General features: G+C 65.0%; 13 protein-coding genes. 2 read left to right on the plus strand and 11 right to left on the minus strand.

Annotation, left to right across the window (positions count from 1 at the left end; genetic code table 11):
* Nucleotides 1-3 precede the first annotated feature (3 nt).
* Nucleotides 4-2,220 (minus strand): rhodanese-like domain-containing protein, encoded by a 2,217-nt coding sequence (locus H9K76_RS19880; RefSeq protein ID WP_187597010.1) that lies wholly within the window; start codon nt 2,218-2,220, stop codon nt 4-6.
* A gap of 237 nt (nt 2,221-2,457) precedes the next feature.
* Here H9K76_RS19880 and H9K76_RS19885 point away from each other — a divergent pair, with 237 nt between their 5' ends.
* Entirely contained in the window at nt 2,458-3,465 is a 1,008-nt protein-coding gene (locus tag H9K76_RS19885; RefSeq protein WP_187597011.1) for a tripartite tricarboxylate transporter substrate-binding protein, read from the plus strand.
* Between the two features lie 62 nt (nt 3,466-3,527).
* On the opposite strand, the gene uvrA is transcribed toward H9K76_RS19885, so the two are convergent.
* Nucleotides 3,528-9,338: an excinuclease ABC subunit UvrA gene (gene uvrA, locus H9K76_RS19890; RefSeq protein WP_187597012.1), complete on the minus strand. Its 5,811-nt coding sequence runs from the start codon at nt 9,336-9,338 to the stop codon at nt 3,528-3,530.
* Between the two features lie 291 nt (nt 9,339-9,629).
* On the opposite strand from uvrA, the gene H9K76_RS19895 reads away from it, so the two are divergent.
* Entirely contained in the window at nt 9,630-10,751 is a 1,122-nt protein-coding gene (locus tag H9K76_RS19895; RefSeq protein WP_187597013.1) for an ABC transporter substrate-binding protein, read from the plus strand.
* 349 nt (nt 10,752-11,100) lie between these two features.
* Here H9K76_RS19895 and H9K76_RS19900 read toward each other — a convergent pair whose 3' ends face one another.
* The 9 genes from H9K76_RS19900 to H9K76_RS19940 all read right to left on the minus strand — a co-directional run bounded on the left by H9K76_RS19900 (nt 11,101) and on the right by H9K76_RS19940 (nt 20,239).
* Nucleotides 11,101-11,241: a hypothetical protein gene (locus H9K76_RS19900; protein WP_187597014.1), complete on the minus strand. Its 141-nt coding sequence runs from the start codon at nt 11,239-11,241 to the stop codon at nt 11,101-11,103.
* A gap of 220 nt (nt 11,242-11,461) precedes the next feature.
* Complete coding sequence (locus H9K76_RS19905) at nt 11,462-12,460, minus strand: porin (protein ID WP_187597015.1); 999 nt, start codon at nt 12,458-12,460, stop codon at nt 11,462-11,464.
* A gap of 308 nt (nt 12,461-12,768) precedes the next feature.
* A complete protein-coding gene (locus H9K76_RS19910; RefSeq protein ID WP_187597016.1) occupies nt 12,769-14,469 on the minus strand; it encodes an MFS transporter in 1,701 nt (566 codons plus the stop codon).
* A 340-nt stretch (nt 14,470-14,809) separates the two neighbouring features.
* Complete coding sequence (locus H9K76_RS19915) at nt 14,810-15,448, minus strand: 2-hydroxychromene-2-carboxylate isomerase (RefSeq protein WP_187597017.1); 639 nt, start codon at nt 15,446-15,448, stop codon at nt 14,810-14,812.
* The gene (locus H9K76_RS19920) at nt 15,445-15,705 is read right to left on the minus strand and encodes a DUF1289 domain-containing protein (RefSeq protein WP_187597018.1); all 261 of its coding nucleotides are present in this window, start codon (nt 15,703-15,705) and stop codon (nt 15,445-15,447) included. The genes H9K76_RS19915 and H9K76_RS19920 overlap by 4 nt, the downstream gene beginning before the upstream one ends.
* On the minus strand, nt 15,702-16,205 hold the full coding sequence (locus H9K76_RS19925) for a YbaK/EbsC family protein (RefSeq protein ID WP_187597019.1): 504 nt from the start codon (nt 16,203-16,205) through the stop codon (nt 15,702-15,704). The genes H9K76_RS19920 and H9K76_RS19925 overlap by 4 nt, the downstream gene beginning before the upstream one ends.
* Nucleotides 16,206-16,211: 6 nt before the next feature.
* Nucleotides 16,212-17,114, minus strand: coding sequence for a hydroxymethylglutaryl-CoA lyase (locus H9K76_RS19930; RefSeq protein WP_187600756.1), 903 nt, complete (start codon nt 17,112-17,114; stop codon nt 16,212-16,214).
* Between the two features lie 68 nt (nt 17,115-17,182).
* On the minus strand, nt 17,183-18,103 hold the full coding sequence (locus tag H9K76_RS19935) for a 2-hydroxyacid dehydrogenase (protein ID WP_187597020.1): 921 nt from the start codon (nt 18,101-18,103) through the stop codon (nt 17,183-17,185).
* Nucleotides 18,104-18,226: 123 nt separating this feature from the next.
* Nucleotides 18,227-20,239, minus strand: a complete 2,013-nt coding sequence (locus tag H9K76_RS19940) for an acetyl/propionyl/methylcrotonyl-CoA carboxylase subunit alpha (protein ID WP_187600757.1) — start codon at nt 20,237-20,239, stop codon at nt 18,227-18,229.

Here is a 20,239-nt window from a genome sequence, read left to right on the forward strand (position 1 = left end):
CGATCAGGAAATCAGCTGGATGCCGGTATGTCCTTCACGCCCGAGTTGCGCGACCAGTCCCAGCTCCCAGTTCAGATAGTCGTTGAAGCCCGCATCACGCAGCGCACGGTCCGCATGGCCGTAGGGACTGAATGCATGGTCATCGTCGGCAGTCAGCACCCTGGCATCTTCAGGCCGCCCCAGAGGCAATCCGGCCGCCTGCCAGGCAGCCGTACCTCCGGCAATCGCCAGCACCTTGCGGCCTTCCTGTTCATTCAACTGCGCAGCGACGATCTGGGCCAGCACGCCATCGGGCGACGTCAGAAGCACCACCTGCTCCTGCGGCAGGGCTTCGATGAACTCGGCCAACCGGTCCGCGACGGCGAACTGCGCTCCTGCAATATGCCGCCGTTCATAGGCGGCGCGGCTGTCCACGTCGAACACGGTGGCGGCTCCCCGCTCCAGCAGCGCTGCCGCCTGCACCGGCGCGATCCGTGACGCGAAGTTGTCGCCGTTCAGCGCAAGCACGGTCACGGGCTCATCACCCGTCACGCGCGCGGCCCGGGCGGGCGGGGCGTGGACGAACACCTCATAGCCTCCGAGCTGTGCGAGCCAGGCCGCCGTGGTCAGCGCGCGCACCCCATCCCAGTCGGCGATCACGATGCGTGCACCGCGGGTGCCCACGTACTCATCGGTGGCCTGCACCAGCTGCCCGCCCGGCGCCCAGCGCCAGCCCTGCAGATGCCCGGCGCGGTATTCCTCGCGGGTGCGAACGTCGAAACGGTAGAGGCTGCGCTCTGCCTGCTGGGATTCCAAGTGCGCAAGATCCGCGCCGTCAATGCGCCTCACCCCCGCACGCTGCGCCACCTGGCCGGCACGCTCGCGGGCAAGCGCCAGTTGCCCGGGCTGCGGCTCGGGCAATTGCGGCTTGCGGCCATAGGCAAGCTCCCTGCCCGTGAGCAGCCAGTCCATGGTGCCATTGCGAAGCGACACCACGCGGTTGGGAATGCCCGCGTCGATCAGCGTCTGCGCGCCCACGATGCTGCGGGTGCGTCCCGCGCAGTTCACCACCACCAGCGTCTCGGGATCGGGCGCGATCTCGCCAATGCGATACACCAGCTCCGCACCCGGCAGGCTGTGCGAGAACGGCAGCGTGAAGGCATTGAATTCATCCGTGGTGCGGCTGTCGACCACGACCAGGTTCTCGCTTCGGGCGATGCGCTCATGCAGTTCGTCGGAGGTGATCCAGGGCGTGTTCTTCTCGTGCTCGATCACCTCGCCGAACGCCTTGCCCGGCACATTCGTTCCGCTGAAAAGCTCCAGGCCCGCGGAGGCCCAGGCATCCGTTCCGCCGGCCAGCACGGAGACATTGCGCCAGCCCAGGCGGATCAGCTTGTGGGCGGCAGCGTGGGCCAGCGTCTCGTCGGCATCGACCAGAACGATGCGGGTATTGCGTCGCGGCACCAGGCGATCGATCTGCAGTTCGAGGCGCCATAGCGGAGCCGACACCGCAAACAGGATGTGCCGGCGCGCGAACACCCCGGCCTCGCGCACGTCCAGCACGGCAATCTCTTCTTCGCCGGCCAGCGCCTGCTTCAGCTGTAGGGGCGAGACCAGCGGATGCCGGATGGACTTGGGAGGGGCGAAGTGCCGGAATCGGCCACCCGCCGTGTTCTCGAAAACGACGCGCCCGGACAGGCGATCCAGGCCCAGGCCATAGAAGTGCAGATGCACGCCCTTCTCGTGGCCCAGCAACTCGATGGTGTGCACATCGCTCGGCTCCAGCACCACGGAGTTTCCGATGGTGACATCCGTGCTGGAGATCCACGTGAGGATGTCGCGCGTGGGGTCACCCGTCTTTTCACGCCTGTAGAACACATTGCGCTCCAGCCCCGACGTGCCTGCAATGATGGCCCAGGTGGTGTGATCGTGCGGCGGCTGCGACTTGCCCGGCAATCCGACGGACACATAGAGCGCATAGCGCCCATCCACGTCCTCGCTCAATCGGAAGACGCCCGCCGGACTGTCCTTGGATGCGGGAAAGTGCTCTTCCGGAAACAGCTCCCTGCGCGCCGCGAGCACCTCCAGCGATCGCGCAACGGACTGCAATTGCGCAGCCTGCGCATGTTCCGGATCGGGAACCAGGCGCCGCGCCTGCGCGATGAAGGCGGCCACGGCGCCAGCGCGTTGGCTGGCGATGTCGCTGCCGGTGAACTCAATGGAAAGATCGGTGGTGGTCATGGCCTTGCTCGATGAATCGTCGGTGGATGGATGCGCCCAAGAAGGCGCAAGCAAAGGCGGTCAAGTTAGAGCACGGGCCCGCAACCCACAACAAAGCATTTCGGCTATCCATATGCGTCTTGCACAGGCAGCGACCCGCTGCACGAACCGCCTATGCATATGCGCAAAGCTTTGTTCCCGATCCACCATGTGCTCCGTAGATTGCAGCCTCTCCAGAGACTCACTCCCCGTTACGCCATGTCCTCCTCACGCTCGCGCATCCGCCCGTTTTTCAGATCACTTCTCGCACTGCCCCTGATCGCCCTGGCCTTGGGGGCAGCGCATGCCACAGCGTCCAACGCCGACGACTTCCCGCGCAAGCCGGTCCACATCATCGTGCCGGTCTCGGCGGGCGGCAGCGCCGACAAGCTCACGCGCATCCTTGCCGATCAGCTCTCCGTACTCTGGAAACAGAGCGTGGTGGTGGAGAACATTCCCGGCGCCAGCGGAGTGCTTGGCGCAGCGCGCGTCGCCAAGGCACAGGCAGATGGCTACACGCTGCTTCAGCAGGGAGAGAGCCTGACGCTCAACAGCCTCATGCAGCCACGCCTGCCGTATGACGCCGACAGGGCGTTCACCCCCATCATCAAGGCCGTGGTGAATCCACAGGTCCTGGTGGTGAACCCGGCCACGGGCATCCATGACCTGCGCGAATACCTTGCACGCGCCAGTGCACGGCCCGAAAGCATCAGCCTGGGACTTCCCACCAACGGCGGCATCGCGCACGTGGCCCATGAAATCCTCACGCAGGCCACCGGCGCGAAGGTGAACTACATCCCCTACCCCGGCGGAGCACCGGCTGCGCTCGACGTGCTTGCGGGCCATACGGATGCCACGCTGATCACCCTCGCCGCCGTGACCGAATACGTGCGCGCAGGCAAGCTGAGGGCGCTTGCCGTGACCACGCCCTACCGCTCGCAGACCCTGCCCCTGGTTCCCACCGTCGCCGAAGCCGGCGGTCCGGCGAACTACGCGGTGGAAAGCTGGCAAGGCTACTTCGCGCCGGCCGGCACACCACCCGCCATCGTCGACAGGATCAACCGCGACATGCAGACCGTGCTGCAGTCCAGGGAAGTACGCGCGCAGCTGGAAAACCTGGGCTACCGGATCAACGGCGGCTCACCGGGCGAGCTGGCGAAGGGCCTGCAGCAGGAGCGGCCGCTGTATGCCAAGGCCATTCAAACGGCAGGCATGCAGCTGCGATAGGCGTCGACAGGCTGCGACCGAAGCCCGAGCGTTTCAAGAGGCACCCCGCAAGGTGCCTCCGCTCAGCGCGCCAGCACCGGCGCAAGCGCCTTGCCCGTATGCGTGCCGATGCGCACCAGTTCCTCCGGCGAAGCCGCGGCCACGATGCGGCCACCGTCCTTTCCGCCTTCCGGGCCCAGGTCGATGATCCAGTCGGCCTCCGCGATCACGTCGAGGTCGTGCTCGATCACGATCACGCTGTGCCCGCCATCGACCAGGCGGTGCAGCACGCGGATGAGCTTGTGCACATCGGCCATGTGCAGGCCCACCGTGGGCTCGTCCAGAACGTACAGCGTATGCGGAGCCTTCTGCCCGCGCCGTCCCACCTCGTCGCGCACCTTGGTGAGCTCGGTGACGAGCTTGATGCGCTGGGCTTCTCCTCCCGACAGCGTGGGCGAAGGCTGGCCAAGCGTGAGGTAGCCGAGCCCCACGTCCTTGAGCAGTTGCAGCGGGTGGGCAATGCTCGGCATGCTCGCAAAGAACTCGACGGCCTCGTCGACCTCCATCTGCAGCACGTCGCCGATGCTTTTGCCCCGCCAGGTCACGGCCAGCGTCTCGGGATTGAAGCGCGCGCCGTGGCAGACCTCGCAAGGCACCTTCACGTCCGGCAGGAAGCTCATCTCGATGGTGCGCATGCCCTGCCCCTCGCAGGCCGGGCAGCGGCCTTCGCCGGTGTTGAACGAGAAGCGGCCCGGTGCGTAGCCTCGCGCCTTGGCTTCGAGCGTCTCGGCAAACAGCTTGCGGATCGTGTCCCAGAAACCGATGTAGGTCGCGGGGCAGGACCGCGGCGTCTTGCCGATCGGCGTCTGGTCCACTTCGAGCACCCGGTCGATGCCCTCGAAACCGGACAGTCCCCGGCAGCCGACCAGCGCTGGTGAATTGCCGGCATCCATGGCTTCGCGACCCGCCTTGGTCGAGCGCTGAGCAACCCATGCCGCCACGTTGGTGAGCAGCACGTCGCGCGCCAGGGTGGACTTGCCGGAGCCGCTCACCCCCGTCACCGCCACGAGGCGGTGCAGCGGCACATGCGCCGTCACATCGCGCAGGTTGTGCATCTGGGCGTCGTGCACGGTGAGCCAGTGCTCGGGCACGCGCGCATCCTTCTTCGCCGAATCGGCCACGTCGCGGCGCGGCTTCAGCGGATGCTTCATCGCGTGCAGCAGATAGCGGCCCGTCTGGGACTCCTCGGCTGCCTGCACGTCCTGCACCGTGCCCTGCGCAATCAGGCGTCCGCCGCGCTTGCCCGCGCTCGGTCCGATGTCGATGATGTGGTCGGCCCGGCGGATCGTGTCCTCGTCATGCTCGACGACGACCAGCGTATTGCCCTTGTCGCCCAGCTTGTGCAGCGCATTCAGCAGGATCTGGTTGTCCCGCGCATGCAGGCCGATCGTCGGCTCGTCGAGCACGTAGCACACGCCCTGCAGGTTGCTGCCGAGTTGCGCGGCCAGGCGGATGCGCTGCGCCTCGCCACCGCTCAGCGTGGGGGCTCCGCGATCGAGCGTGAGATAGGAGAGGCCCACCTCCTCGAGAAACTCGAGGCGGCTGCGGATCTCGGGAATCAGGTCGCGCGCGATGTCCGCCTCGCGGCCCGAAAGCTCCAGGTTCTCGATCCATTGGCGCACCTCGGACACCGACAGCCGCGCCACGTCGGTGATCGGCGTGTCGGCAAACAGCACCGCACGCGCCACGGGGTTGAGCCGCGTGCCCTGGCAGCTTGGGCAGACCGCGTCGGTCACGTCGTCCGCATCGGGCTCCTCGAAGGTCTGTTCGCGCCCGCGGTTGTCCTCGCCCTGTACCGAGTCGTCGAACACCTTGCGCTGTTCCTTGGTGAGCTTCACGCCCGTGCCCACGCAATCGGGACACCAGCCATGCTTGCTGTTGTAGGAGAACAGACGCGGGTCGAGCTCCGCATAGCTGGTCGCGCAGACGGGGCATGCGCGCTTGGTGGAGAACACCTGCAGCCTGCCGATATGTGCCGTGGGCTCGCCCAGTTGCAGCGCCGTATCGAGGCCGTCGAGGTGGCTGAGCACATGCACCACGCCCTTGCCCAGCTCGAGCGCGCTCGACAATGCCTTGCGCAGTTCGGTCTCGTTCTGCGGGCTGACGGTGATGCTGGCCACCGGCAGTTCGATGGTGTGTTCCTTGAAGCGGTCGATGCGCGGGAAGCCGGTCGTCGGAAGGAAGTTGCCGTCCACGCGCAGATGTGTGTAGCCGCGCGGGCGGGCCCAGTCGGCCAGCTCGGTGTAGACGCCCTTGCGGTTCAGCACCAGCGGAGCCATCAGCCCCACGAGCTGGCCCTTGAATTGCGTGAGCAGCTGCGCCGCGATGCTGTCCGCGGTCTGCGGCTGCACGGCCGCGCCGTCATGGATGCAGTGCTGCACGCCCAGCTTCACGTACAGCAGCCGCAGGAAATGCCAGACCTCGGTGGTGGTGCCCACGGTGGACTTCCTGCCGCCGCGCGACAGGCGCTGCTCGATGGCGACGGTCGGCGGAATGCCGTAGACCGCATCCACCTCGGGACGCCCCGCCGGCTGCACGATGCTGCGCGCGTAGGCATTCAGCGACTCGAGATAGCGGCGCTGGCCCTCGTTGAAGAGGATGTCGAATGCGAGCGTCGATTTGCCCGAGCCCGACACGCCCGTTACCACGTTGAACTTGCCGCGCGGAATATCCACGCTCAGTTGCTTGAGGTTGTGTTCCTTGGCGTTGATGATCTCGATGGCATTCTTGGCCTGCTGGGCGCCCTCACCTTCGCGCTTGCGCTTCTCGCGGCGCATTTCGGCCTGCTTCTCGTGCACGGAATGCCCGCTCTCCCCCAGCGCCTGCTCATACTCGCGCAGCGCGGCAGCGGTGTGGGAAGCACGGTCGTGGCGCAGCGATTCGGGGGCACCCTGCGCGATGATCTGGCCGCCCTTGTCACCGCCTTCGGGGCCCATGTCGATGATCCAGTCGCTGGCGCGGATCACATCCAGGTTGTGCTCGATGACGACCAGCGAATGTCCCGCATCGAGCAGCTTGCGCAAAGCGCGCATGAGCTTGGCGATGTCGTCGAAATGCAGGCCCGTGGTGGGCTCGTCGAACAGGAACAGCGTGCCTTTCTTCGCCACAGGCTGCTTGCTGGCACTACCGCCCTTGGCCGCCTCGGCCAGGAAGCCCGCCAGCTTCAGGCGCTGCGCCTCGCCGCCCGACAGCGTGGGCACGGGCTGGCCGAGCTTCACATATTCCAGGCCCACATCGACGATGGGCTGCAGCGCACGGATCACCTCGCGGTCCCTGGCGAACAGCTCGGCCGCCTCGCTCACGGTGAGCTCGAGCACGTCCGCCACGTTCAGCATGCGGCCGCCGCGCTCGATCCTCACCTCGAGAATTTCGGGACGGTAGCGGCGACCATCGCAGTCGGGACAGCGCAGGTACACGTCGGAGAGGAACTGCATCTCCACATGCTCGAAGCCCGAGCCGCCACAGGTCGGGCAACGGCCGTCTCCCGCGTTGAAGCTGAACTTCGCCGCGGTGTAGCTGCGCTCGCGCGACAGCGGCGCGCTGGCGAAGATCTCGCGGATCGAATCCCATGCGCCAACATAGCTGACCGGATTGGAGCGCGCGGTCTTGCCGATGGGCGACTGGTCGACGAACACCACGTCGGAGAGATGGTCCGCGCCGAGCAGCCGGTCGTGCACACCCGGCGTCTCGGTGGCCTTGCCGAACTGGCGCAGCAGCGCGGGAGCGAGCACGTCCTGGATCAGCGTGGACTTGCCCGAGCCCGAAACGCCGGTCACCGTGACCAGGCGCTGCAGGGGGAACTCGACCGTGACGTCCTTCAGGTTGTGCTCGCGCGCACCTTCCAGGACGAGGCGCGGCGTGGCATCGGTCACCAGCCGCTTGATGCCCGAGCTGATGGTCTTGCGGCCACCGAGATAGTTGCCCGTGAGCGTGTCTGCGCGCCGCAGTTCCCCCACGGTACCGTCGAACACGATCTCGCCCCCGCGCTCGCCCGGCGCGGGTCCCATGTCGATCACGCGGTCGGCGGCGATCATGACCGCCGGGTCGTGCTCGACCACCACCAGCGTGTTGCCCGCGTCGCGCAGGCGCAGCATGGCTTCGGTGATGCGGTGCATGTCGCGCGGGTGCAGCCCGATGCTGGGCTCGTCCAGCACGAACAAGGTGTTCACCAGCGAGGTGCCGAGCGCGGTCGTCAGGTTGATGCGCTGCACTTCCCCACCCGAAAGCGTGCGGCTCTGGCGGTCGAGCGTGAGGTAGCCGATGCCCACGTCGCACAGATAGCGCAGGCGCGTGGTGATCTCCTCGTGCAGCATGCGCAGGGCCTGCGCCTCGCCGCTGTCGATGTCGATGTCGATCACGCTGGCGTCGGGCTGGCCGCTCTCGCCGGCCTCGCCCGGCCGGGTCCAGCCCAGCACGCGGTGCGGCGCGCTGGCGCCGAGGCGATCGAAGAAGTCGCGCAGCCGTTCAATCGGCAGCAGCATCAGGTCGTGCAGGCTCAGGCCCGGCAGGCCCTCGAGCTGCTCGCGCGTCCAGTCCACGCCCTGCGGCATGAAGCGCCGGGCCGGCGGCAGAACGGCGTCGGCATCCTCCTTGCTGCCGATGCGCCAGAGCAGGCTCTCGGTCTTCAGGCGTGCGCCCGCGCAGACCGGGCACGGCGTGTAGCTGCGGTACTTGGAGAGCAGCACGCGGATGTGCATCTTGTACGCCTTGCTCTCCAGGTATTCGAAGAAGCGCCGGATGCCGTACCACTGCTTGTTCCAGTTGCCTTCCTTGTAGCCGGGCGTGCCGTCGATCACCCATTTCTTCTGGTCGTCGGTGAGCTTGTACCAGGCCGTGTCGCGCGGAATGCCGGCGGTTTCGGCGTGGCGCATCAGATCGTCCTGCGCCTCCTTCCATGCAGGCGTCTGGATGGTCTTGATCGCCCCCGCGCGCAGCGTGAGCTTGTCGTTGGGAATGACGAGGCCATAGTCGACGCCGATCACGCGCCCGAAACCCCGGCAGGTGTCGCACGCGCCGACCGCCGAGTTGAACGAGAACATCGAGGGAATCGGCTCGCTGTAGCGCAGGTCGCTGTCGGGGCAATGCAGGCCGGTGGAAAAACGCCAGAGATCGGGCTCGCCTTCGTCCTTCAGCCGATAGACGATGAGCTTGCCGCTGCCGCGCTTGAGGCCGACCTCGATGGCCTCGATCACGCGCGCGCGCTCGGCATTGCCCAGGCGGAAACGGTCGGCCACCACATCGAGCAGCTTGCGCGGGCCGGTGGGCGTAGCCACTTCACGCTCAGCCTGCACCTTGGTGAAGCCGCTCGCGGAAAGCCATTGCTCCACCTGTTCGGCGGACGTGCCCGCAGGCAGCTCCACCGGGAAGGTGATGACGATGCGCGGATCGCCTTCCGCGTCGCTGCGGGCCTTGAGCTCGGCGTAGATCGTGTCGGGCGAGTCATGGCGCACCGCCTGTGCGGTCTTGCGATCGAATAGCTGGCCTGCGCGGGCAAACATCAGCTTGAGGTGATCGTTGATTTCCGTCATCGTCCCGACCGTGGAGCGCGAAGAACGCACCGGATTGGTCTGGTCGATCGCGATGGCCGGGGGCACGCCCTCCACGCTGTCGACGGCGGGCTTGTCCATGCGGTCCAGGAACTGGCGCGCGTAGGCGCTGAAGGTTTCGACGTAGCGGCGCTGGCCTTCCGCGTACAGCGTATCGAACACCAGGCTGGATTTGCCGGAACCACTGGGTCCGGTGACCACCGTCAATTCGCTGGTGCGAATGTCCACGTCGAGGTTCTTGAGGTTGTGCTGTCGAGCTCCGTGTATACGGATCAATCCATGTGTCATGAACGCCATCTCTTCCGGTTGAGGCGGAACATTCTAGGCGGGGTGGGAGAACCGCGTTTCAGTAGGCCATTGCGGTTCAGGCATCGCCCATGGGTGCCACCGGTTCCTTCCAGTAAGCGTAAACCCTTGTGACAAAAATGCACAACTGTTGACATTTCATCGACAAATTCCAGCCTATCTGGCTACATTGCCGATAGTTCGCCACCAAGGCGCGCTTGCGCATGGGCGTTACGTTCGCACGTCCCCTTGTGCGCAATCAGAAAATCAACTTGCGAGGATGGAGAGAGATCAATGAGGAACTGGAAGAGTTCGGCAGCGCTGTGGACGCTGGCCGCAGGAATGGGCATGGGTATGGGCACCGCCCATGCGCAGATCATGATCGGGCAGACGGCGGGGTTCAGCGGCGTCGTCGCCGCGGGCGTCCAGGAGACGACCGACGGCGCCAAGCTGTACCTGGACAGCGTGAATGCGCGCGGCGGCGTGCACGGCCAGAAGATCGAACTGATCTCGCTGGATGACAAGTTCGATCCCAAGCTCGCCGGCGAGAATGCCCGCAAGCTGATCGAGGAACAGAACGTCACCGCCATGTTCCTCACGCGCGGCACGCCCCACAACGAGGCCATCGTTCCGCACCTGAACAAGCATGGCGTGGTGCTGATCGGCCCCTCCACCGGCGCGATGGTGCTGCACAAGCCGCTGCAGAAGAACGTGTTCAACGTGCGCGCCACCTACCAGCGCGAGGCCGAAAAGGCGATCACGCACCTGGCGTCGCTGGGCATCACGCGCATCGGCGTGGTCCTGGCGGACGACAGCTTCGGCGCCGACGGACTGGCCGGCGCGATGCGCGGCTTCAACCAGGCGAAGATGGAGCCTGCGGTGCTGGAGAAGGTCAACCGCGCCAAGCCCGACTTTGCGCCCGTCACCGCCAAGATCGTGCAGGCCAATGTACAGGCCGTGCTGGTGCTGGCGTCCGGCAACACCGTGGTCGATGGCTACAACGCCTTCCGCAAGGCCGGATCGGGGGCACAGCTCGTGACGCTGTCCAACAATGCCTCGTCCGGCTTCGTCAAAAGCCTGGGCGAGAATGCGCGCGGTGTGATCGTCACCCAGGTGTTCCCGAGCGAGCGAGCAGGCAACTCCCCGCTGGTGCGCGAAGCACTCGAATTGGCCAAGACCAAGGGCAAGGAGGTGAGCCCCGCGATGCTGGAAGGCTACGCCTCGGCCAAGGTGCTGGTCGAGGCACTGCGCCGTGCAGGCCCCAAGCCCACCCGCGACAAGCTGGGCCCGGCCCTGGAGTCCATGCAGAAGTTCGACATCGGCGGGCTGGAGGTGAACTACTCGCCCGATGACCACACGGGCCTTGATTTTGCCGATCTGTCCATCATCGGGACGGACGGGAAGTTCCGCCGCTGAGGCGAAGCCGATCCCCAGCACATCACCTGGGGGCGGCCCGGCGATGAAAAAGGCCCCCACGCTTCCCTGCTTCGCATGGTTCGCTGCCCCCCAAGGGGGCGCTTTTCATCTTGGGGCGGCCCGGCGATGAAAAAGGCCCCCACGCTTCCCTGCTTCGCATGGTTCGCTGCCCCCCAAGGGGGCGCTTTTCATCTTGGGGCGGCCCGGCGATGAAAAAAACCGCAGGAACCTGAAGTTCCTGCGGTTTTTTTCATGCTGCCTTCCCGGCCTCCATGCCACGGAAAGTCGATTGCAAATGGGCCGCCCCACCAGTTCCGGCCACTCGCCTCTCGCTCGCCCTGCCCGCGACTCAATGGGTGCCGCTGGCGCCCGGGCTGACCGTCTCCGTGCCATGCTTTTCGCCGCTCATGTCGACCTTGTCCCCTGCCTTCATGATCACGAAAAGGGAAATGGCCGCGAAAATCACAAATCCAACCACCAGCTTCACCATGTGAATATCTCCTGAATATGAATTGAGTTCCACGGCGAAGACAGTGCGTGGCCGATGCATCAGACCGGAACGCCCTTGCCGCAGAACATCTGTATTGATGTGATGCGGTGCCCACCAACAAAAAAGCCTTGCACCGAAATGCAAGGCTTGTCTGAAAGCAAGCCCGACGCCATTGCATCAGGCTTGGATTTCAGGCAGCTTACGCCGCCCCTTCTTTTTATTAGAAGTTGTGACGCACGCCCACTGCGAACGAGCTGAAGTCTTCGCCAGCTGCGCCGCTCATGTAGGAAGCGCCGTCCTTGTTGTTGACCTTCGTGTAGAAGGCATACACCTTGGTGCGCTTGCTCAGGTTGTAGTTGTAGGCCAGGGTGTACTGCATGGCTTGCGACTCGGAGAAGTTCTTCATCTTGCCGGCGCGGCCGACGTTCAGGTGGAACTCGCTTGCGCCCAGCAGGTAGGCGCCGGACAGACGGTATGCAGTGCGCGAGCCGCCAGTGGAGGACGACACCTGGTCGAAGCCCCAGTTCTTGCTGCGCTGCACGTATGCGCCCACCAGGAACTGCGAACCGATCTTGTACAGGCCGCGAACGGCGAACTGGTTGGACTGGTCGAACTTGGTAGCACCCAGGCCCAGGGCCAGGGGACCGCCTTCGTAGTTGGCAGCCAGGTCATAGACGTTCTTGTTGCCGTACTTGGCGTTCTTCTCGTACAGGCCGGTGCCCAGTTCGACGTTGAAGCCGCTGAATGTAGGCGTCTTGTAGCTGATGCCGTTGGAGTTGGTGGCGATATCGTTCATCACGTAGGCGTAGAACGCGTCTGCGGATGTACCGGTATCGTGGTTGTGCATGCTGATGTAGTCAGCAGTGGCGAAGTACGAAGGAGCAGTCCAGCGGCCCAGGCGAACTTCACCGAAGTTGCCGGACAGGTTCACTTCGCTCTGACGGGCGAAGAAACCACGGCCGTCGGAAGTGCCGGTGTCGGAGTTGAAGCCGGATTCCAGAACGAAACCAGCCTTCAGGCCGCCGCCCAGGTCTTCCGTGCCGCGGAAACCGAAACGCGAAGCGTTGTTCTGCATCACGGTAGCAGTCGAGTCACCCGTCTTCTGGTGTTCGATGGAGGTGTTCACGCGGCCGTAGACGGTGACGCTGCTTTGGGCAAAAGCTGCGGAGGTACCCAGCAGAGCCAGGGTAGCGAGCAGAACGCGGCTAGATGTTTGCATTGTGGTTCCTTGATGGGAGTGATCACCTGCGTGATCGGATCGATATGTAATTTATTGATGACAATTGAGACAAACCTAACGATTTGAAACCCTGTAGGTCATGTGCCCAAACGTCATTCCGCAGGCGAATTCTAGAGATAACTCGTTCTCTAACATATAGAAAAGTCACAGGGATAACACCATTTGATGTATTACCGCCACACATTGAGAAGGGCGGTGATTCCATCTAAGTGTTACCCCTGAGAAACCTCTTAGAAAACGAACATCCCCATGCGCCAGAGGGCGCATGGGGATGGCAGGACTGGAGATCAGTCGTTGGCGTAGATGTCCACGTCCTTGGTTTCGCGGATGAACAGCGTGCCGATGATGAAGGTCATGCCGGCAATCACGATCGGATACCAGAGGCCGTTGTACATGTTGCCGGTGGAGGCCACGATTGCGAAGGCCGTCGTGGGCAGCAGGCCGCCGAACCAGCCATTGCCGATGTGATAGGGCAGCGACATCGAGGTGTAGCGGATGCGGGTCGGGAACATTTCCACGAGCATCGCAGCGATCGGGCCGTAGACCATGGTCACCAGGATCACGAGGTAGGTCAGGATGACAAGCATCATGAGCTTGTTCATCTTCGCGGGATCGGCCTTGGTGGGATAGCCAGCCAGCTTCAGGTCTTCCGCCACTTCCTTCTTGAAGGCGGCAACCGCCTTGACGGTCGTTTCATCGAACTTGTGGTTCACCACCACACCCTCGGGTGCCGTGACGGTCTTCTCGCCGATCTTCACCACGGCGGGAGAGCCTGCAGGACCCGCGACATTGTCATAGCTCACCGAACTGGCCACCAGGAAGCGCTTGGCAATGTCGCATGAGCTCTTGAAGTCGATTTCGCGAGCGACCGGGTTGCCCTGGAACGAGCAGGTCTTGGGATCGGCCGTCACGGTGACGGCGGCGGTGGCCTGCGCCTGTGCCAGATCCGGATTGGCGGCAGCGGTCAGGGCCTTGAAGACCGGGAAGTAGGTCAGCACGGCCAGCAGGCAACCGATCATGATGATGGGCTTGCGGCCGATCTTGTCGGACAGCGAACCGAAGATCACGAAGAACGGCGTGCCGATCAGCAGCGCGGCGGCAATCATCAGGTTGGCGGTGATCGCATCGACCTTGAGCTGCTGCGTCAGGAAGAACAGCGAGTAGAACTGGCCGGAATACCAGACCACTGCCTGGCCGGCGGTCAAACCCAGCAGGGCCAGGATCACGATCTTCAGGTTCTTCCACTCGCCGAACGATTCCTTCAGCGGGGCCTTGGACGTCTTGCCTTCGGCCTTCATGCGCTGGAACGCAGGCGACTCGGACAGCGACAGGCGGATCCACACCGAGATGCCCAGCAGCAGGATGGAGACCATGAACGGAATGCGCCAGCCCCAGTCATTGAAGGCTTCTTCGCCCATGACGGTACGCGTGCCCAGGATCACCAGCAGCGACAGGAACAGGCCCAGCGTCGCGGTGGTCTGGATCCACGATGTGTAGGCGCCGCGGCGGCCGTGAGGAGCGTGCTCTGCCACGTAGGTGGCTGCACCACCGTACTCGCCACCCAGGGCCAGGCCCTGCAGCATGCGCAGGGCCACCAGGATGATCGGAGCCGCCACGCCGATGCTGGCGTAGCTGGGCAGGATACCGACGATGAACGTCGAGATGCCCATGATCAGGATGGTCACGAGGAAGGTGTACTTGCGGCCGATCATGTCACCCAGCCGGCCGAACACGATGGCACCGAACGGACGCACCAGGAAGCCCGCCGCGAACGCCAGCAGCGCGAAGATGAAGGCGGAGCCCGCATCCAGGCCGCTGAAGAACTGCTTGGCGATGATGGCCGCCAGCGAACCATAGAGATAGAAGTCGTACCACTCGAAAACGGTGCCTAGCGAAGAGGCGAAGATGACCTTCTTTTCTTCGCCGCTCATCGGCCGTGGTGCTGCCACGTTGGCAGAACCCGCCCGGGTCGGTGCATTGCTGCTCATGTTTGCTGTCTCCTGTCGTTGGAAAATGAAATCAAACGCTTTGCCTGATTTGCAGGTAGCTGCAATATCCGCGCGTCATCTTTCCGAAAACTGACAGGGCCAACGGCACAGGGAGCCGACGGGCTTACGGCGATCTGACAAACCCCGTGGCAACCCTTGATGGCGATTTCTCCATATGGGAAATAAACACCCCCACGAAGGAAAAATGCATCAGAAATGATCCGGGCCGGCGTTTGGAATCCATCTGCGACGCGGGAAATCCCTTGCTAGGACATACCCGCGTTTCACCTTGAAACGACGATTGGCCTGCCGCGGACGAGGCGCCCTGGGCAGACAGCCTTCATCCGTCCAGGCCGGACGCGCAGGACGCGGCGCGATCCCATTCGCCATCCGCGAACCACCCATCGCCATCCAGATAGGCGCGCATCATGGGCAGGCCGTCCAACCCCCAGAACAGCTTGCCGTCCACCTCGAACATCGGCACACCGAACACGCCGCGCGCCTGAGCCTCGTCGGTATTGGCACGCAGCAAGGCCTTGGCCTGTTCCTGCGAATCGGGACGGATCTGCTCGCCCAGCAGCTCCTGCAGTGCGGACAGTCGGGCGGGATCATTGGCGTCCTGCCCCCCCAGCCAGACATGGCGGAAGATCGCATCGGCCGTGAAGCGGTTGACATGGCCGTCGTCGCTGCAGGCCAGCGCCAGGCGCAGCAGCGGCAGCGGCGAGAACGGATGCCGAGCCGGCATCTGCAGGCCGCAGCCCTGCGCATGGCCCAGCCATGTCACGTGGCGGTATGTCCATTCACGCTTGGGAGGAATTCCCGCGGGGCCGGGATTGGCATGCTGCTTGAGCAAGGCGCCGAGCAGCACGGGCTTGTAGCGCAACTGGTAGCTCAGGCCCTCCAGCACGCGCGGTGCCTGCTCGAAAGCCAGCCAGGCATAGGGTGAGACGAAATCGATATAGCACGTGATCTGCTTCATGCCACCGCCTTGGGAAGTTCGATGCCCGCGCGGTCCAGCGCGCGCAGCCAGATCGCACGGCGCGTGGCCGCATCGGCCCGCGACCAGGCGCGAATATCGTCGATCGTGCGAAAGCAGCCCTCGCAATGGCTGCGATCGGGTGTCATGCGGCACACGTTCACGCAAGGGGAATCGACCACTCCGTCGTACGTCGCCTCGAAATGCCCGCTCGCCGCCACATCCAGCGCGCGCGCTTCGAGCAGCAGGTTGTCGCTCATGCCTGTTCCACCTTCACCACGTCGGCCACCGGTGCGCCGGTGAGCTTTTCCAGGTCGCCCGGCACCAGCTGGAAGACACCATTCGGATGCCCTGCGGCCGCCCAGATCACGTCGAAACGGAACAGGTCGCGGTCGATGAGCGTGACCGGCTTGTTCGCATGGGCCACCGGCGACACACCACCGATGGTGAAGCCCGTCGCCGCCTTCACGAAATCGGCATCGGCACGGCCCGTCTTGCCGACGATGGAGTCCACCTTCTTCTCATCGACCCGGCGATCGCCCGAGGTGATCACCAGCACCGCCGCATCGTCGCTCTTGCGTCGAAAGATGATGCTCTTGGCGATCTGGCCGACGGAGACGCCCAGCGCGTCCGCGGCCTCCTGCGCGGTGCGCGCGGCGCTGTCCAGCATCACCGGCGCATGCGCATGGCCGCTGGCCTGCAGCACCTCGGCCACCCGGCGCACACCCTCGGGAAGTGCCTGAAGTTCAGATCCGCACATGGCGCTTCATCCTGCCCGCTTGTTCAGCACGGCCGTGGAGACGCGCGAGTTCGGCTTGCGCTCGAGGAAATCGCTGATGAACTTGCCGGCATCCACCAGCTTGTCCAGGTCGATGCCGGTGTCGATGCCCATGCCCTGCAGCATGTACACCACGTCTTCCGTCGACACGTTGCCCGTCGCACCCTTGGCGTAGGGACAGCCACCCAGCCCCGCCACGGAGGACTGGTAGTTCCACACGCCCATCTCCAGCGCGGCCAGCGTGTTGGAGACCGCCTGCCCGTAGGTGTCGTGGAAATGGCCGGAGACATGGTCGATGTGGAAGTGCTTGAGCGTCGCCTCGATGGCCGCCTGCACCTTGCGCGGCGTGCCCACGCCGATGGTGTCGGCCACGTCCACGCGCTGCACGCCGATCTGCTTCATCAGGCGCGCGAGCTCGCCCACCTTCTCGGGAGCGATCTCGCCCTCATACGGGCATCCCACCGTGCAGCTCATCGCGCCGCGCACCTTGATGCCGGCAGCGAGCGCCGCCTCGACCACGGGTGCGAAGCGCTCGATGCTCTCCGCGATCGAGCAGTTGATGTTCTTCTGGCTGAAGGCTTCGCTGGCCGCCCCGAAGACGACGATCTCGTCGGGCCGGGAAGCCAGCGCGGACTCGAAGCCCTTCATGTTGGGCGTGAGCACCGAATACAGCACATCCGCGCGGCGCTGGATGCCTGCCATCACCTCGGCGTTGTCGCCCATCTGGGGAACCCATTTCGGGCTCACGAAGCTGGTGACCTCGATTTCCTTGAGGCCCGCATCCTGCAGGCGCTGCACCAGCTCGATCTTGACGGCTGCGGGAACCGGCGTCTTCTCGTTCTGCAGGCCGTCGCGCGGGCCCACGTCGATGAGTTTCACCCGGGAGGGAATGTGGGGGAGAGTGCCATGATGCGTATCTTTCTTTCAATCTTGGGAATGTCCTTCGGGTACCTGTGCGGTCAGTACCCGTGCGCTGGATCGACGATGCCCGCCACGGGTTCGCCCTTCTCCAGCGCCATGATCTTCTGCGCGATCTGCGCAATGCTGTCCGCGCGCAGGGTGCGGGCCGAGGTGTGCGGCGTGAGGCTGATCTTCGGCTCGCGCCAGAACGGATGATCCTCCGGCAGGGGTTCGGTGCGGAATACATCGAGCGTCGCACCGGCCACGTGGCCACTGCCGATCGCGGCGAGCAGGTCTTCATCCACCACATGCGCGCCGCGCGCCACGTTGATCACATAGGCGCCCGGCAGAAGCCGCGAAAGCGTCTCGCGGTTGATGATGTTCTCGGTCTGCGGGGTGAGCGGCAGCAGGTTGACCAGCACGCGCGTCGCGCCCAGGAACTCGCCAAAGCCTTGCTCGCCGCTGAAGCATGTCACGCCGTCGATGCTGCGCGGCGTGCGGCTCCATCCCAGCGTGGGATATTCGAACAGCGACACCGCGCGCGCCACGCGTTCGCCAAGCACGCCCAGCCCCATGATGCCCACGGGAAAGTCGCGGCGCGAAAGCGTCTCGTGCTGCCGCCAGACGCCATTGCGCGTATCCGCCTCGCAGCGATCGAATTCACGGAAATGGCGGATCAGCGCATGGCACACGTATTCCGACATCTGCACCGCCATGCCGCCGTCGTCGATGCGTACCAGCGGGACTCCCTGGGGCAGGTTCAGCCGGCAGATCGCATCCACGCCCGCGCCCACATTGAAGATGCCCTTGAGGCGCGGCTGCTCGTCCAGCAGCTGCTGCGGAGGCTTCCACACCACGGCGTAGTCGGCCGCCGGCGCACCGGGCTGCCACGCGGAAACCCGGGCCCCGGGCAATGCTTCTGCCAGTTCCTCGACCCAAGGCTCGCCTTCCGATGTCCTGTCATAGAAAGTGATGTTCATGGCTGGAGATTAATGCCTTTGGGCGCTCCGCGCAGCGAGTTCGCCGAAAACCACCCTCCTCCCGAGCTCTCCTGGCGGGAGCCGGGAGAACTGCGGGCCGGACAGAGGCAGGCGTCGGCGGCCTCAGGCCGCCTGCAGCTTGAGCAGCTCCGCACCTTCCGTGACCTGGTCGCCGGGCGCATACAGCAGCTCGGCCACCACGCCATCGGCCGGGGCGGCAATGGTGTGCTCCATCTTCATGGCCTCCATCACCGCCAGCGCCTGGCCCTTGGTGACCTTGTCACCGGCCTTGACCGCAAACGACACCACCTTGCCCGGCATCGGTGCGGTCAGTCGCCCGCCTTCGGAATGGGCGTCGCCCGCATGCGCCAGCGGGTCGAGCAGGTCAAGGCGCGCCGCGCCAGCCGGCGTGAACACGTGGGCCGTGTCGCCCTGCATGTAGACGACGGAACGCACGCGCTCGCTGCCCAGTTGCAGGTCGAACGAGCCATCGACCTGGCGCGCAAAGCCCAGCGCAGCGGTGGCAAGCTGCGTGCCGCCTTCGCTCACATTCAGCACGTACTGGCCCGCCGCCAGATACGAGAGCGAAGCCTTCACGTCACGGCCCGCACAGTCGAAATCGAACGGGCGCTGGTACACACCCAGCGAGCGCCAGCCATCGCGGCGGCTGAACGGGTCGTCGCCCTGCGCGGACTGTTCGCCGGCCAGCACGTTCGCCACCACGCTGGCGACGGCCAGCGGCAGGCTCACGGTTTCCTGCTTGAACAGCACGGCCTCCTCGCGCTGGATGAGCGCGGTGTCGAGATTCGCCTCCGCAAACGAATGGCTGCGCACCACCAGGCGCAGGAACTGCACATTGGTGTTCAGGCCCACGATCTGCGTCCGGGCAAGCGCCGCGTCGAGCCGCGCGAGCGCCTGTTCGCGGTTGTCGCCGTGCACGATGAGCTTGGCGATCATCGAGTCATAGAACGGGCTGATCGCATCGCCTTCGCGTACACCGTCATCGACGCGCACATCGCCGCGCTCGAAGCTCACGCAATCCGGCTTGCGGTAGACGTTCAGCGTGCCGGTGGCGGGCAGGAAGTTGTTGTCGGGGTTTTCTGCGCAGATGCGCGCCTCGATGGCGTGGCCGATGATCCTTAGCTCGTCCTGCTGCTTGGGCAGCTTCTCGCCCGATGCCACGTGCAGTTGCCATTCGACGAGGTCTTCGCCAGTGATCGCCTCGGTCACGGGATGCTCGACCTGCAGGCGCGTGTTCATCTCCATGAAGAAGAAGTTCATCTCGCCGCCGTCGCGCTGCTCGACGATGAATTCCACCGTGCCCGCGCCCAGGTAGTTCACCGCGCGCGCGGCCGCGACGGCCGCCTCGCCCATCTGCCGGCGCATGGCCTCGGTCATGCCGGGCGCGGGAGCCTCCTCCAGCACCTTCTGGTGGCGGCGCTGCACCGAGCAGTCGCGCTCGAACAGGTAGACGTAGTTGCCATGCGTGTCGCCGAACACCTGGATTTCGATGTGGCGCGGGCGCTGCACGTACTTCTCGATGAGCACGGCATCGTCGCCGAAGCTGTTGATCGCCTCGCGCTTGCACGACGCCAGCGCTTCGGCAAAGCCCGCTGCGGAGTCCACCGCGCGCATGCCCTTTCCGCCGCCCCCCGCACTGGCCTTGATGAGCACGGGATAGCCGATGCGATCGGCCTCGCGCGCCAGCAACGCAGGGTCCTGGTCGCTGCCGTGGTAGCCGGGCACCAGCGGCACGTTGGCCTTTTCCATGAGCTGCTTGGACTCCGCCTTCAGGCCCATCGCCTGGATGGCGGAGGCCGGCGGGCCGATGAACACGAGGCCCGCCTGGGCGCAGGCCTGTGCGAACTCCTCGTTCTCCGACAGGAAGCCGTAGCCGGGATGGATCGCCTGTGCGCCCGTGGCCTTGGCGGCCTCGATGATGCGCTCCCAGCGCAGATAGCTGTCCTTGGGCGCGCTGCCGCCGATGTGCACGGCCTCATCGCAGAACGCGACATGCTTGGCATGCGCGTCGGCATCGGAATACACGGCCACGGTCTTCACGCCCATGCGGCGCGCAGTTGCCGCCACGCGGCAGGCGATCTCGCCACGATTGGCGATCAGGATCTTGTTGAACAT

Source organism: Diaphorobacter ruginosibacter, assembly GCF_014395975.1.
GTDB classification, from domain to species: Bacteria; Pseudomonadota; Gammaproteobacteria; order Burkholderiales; family Burkholderiaceae_C; genus Diaphorobacter_A; species Diaphorobacter_A ruginosibacter.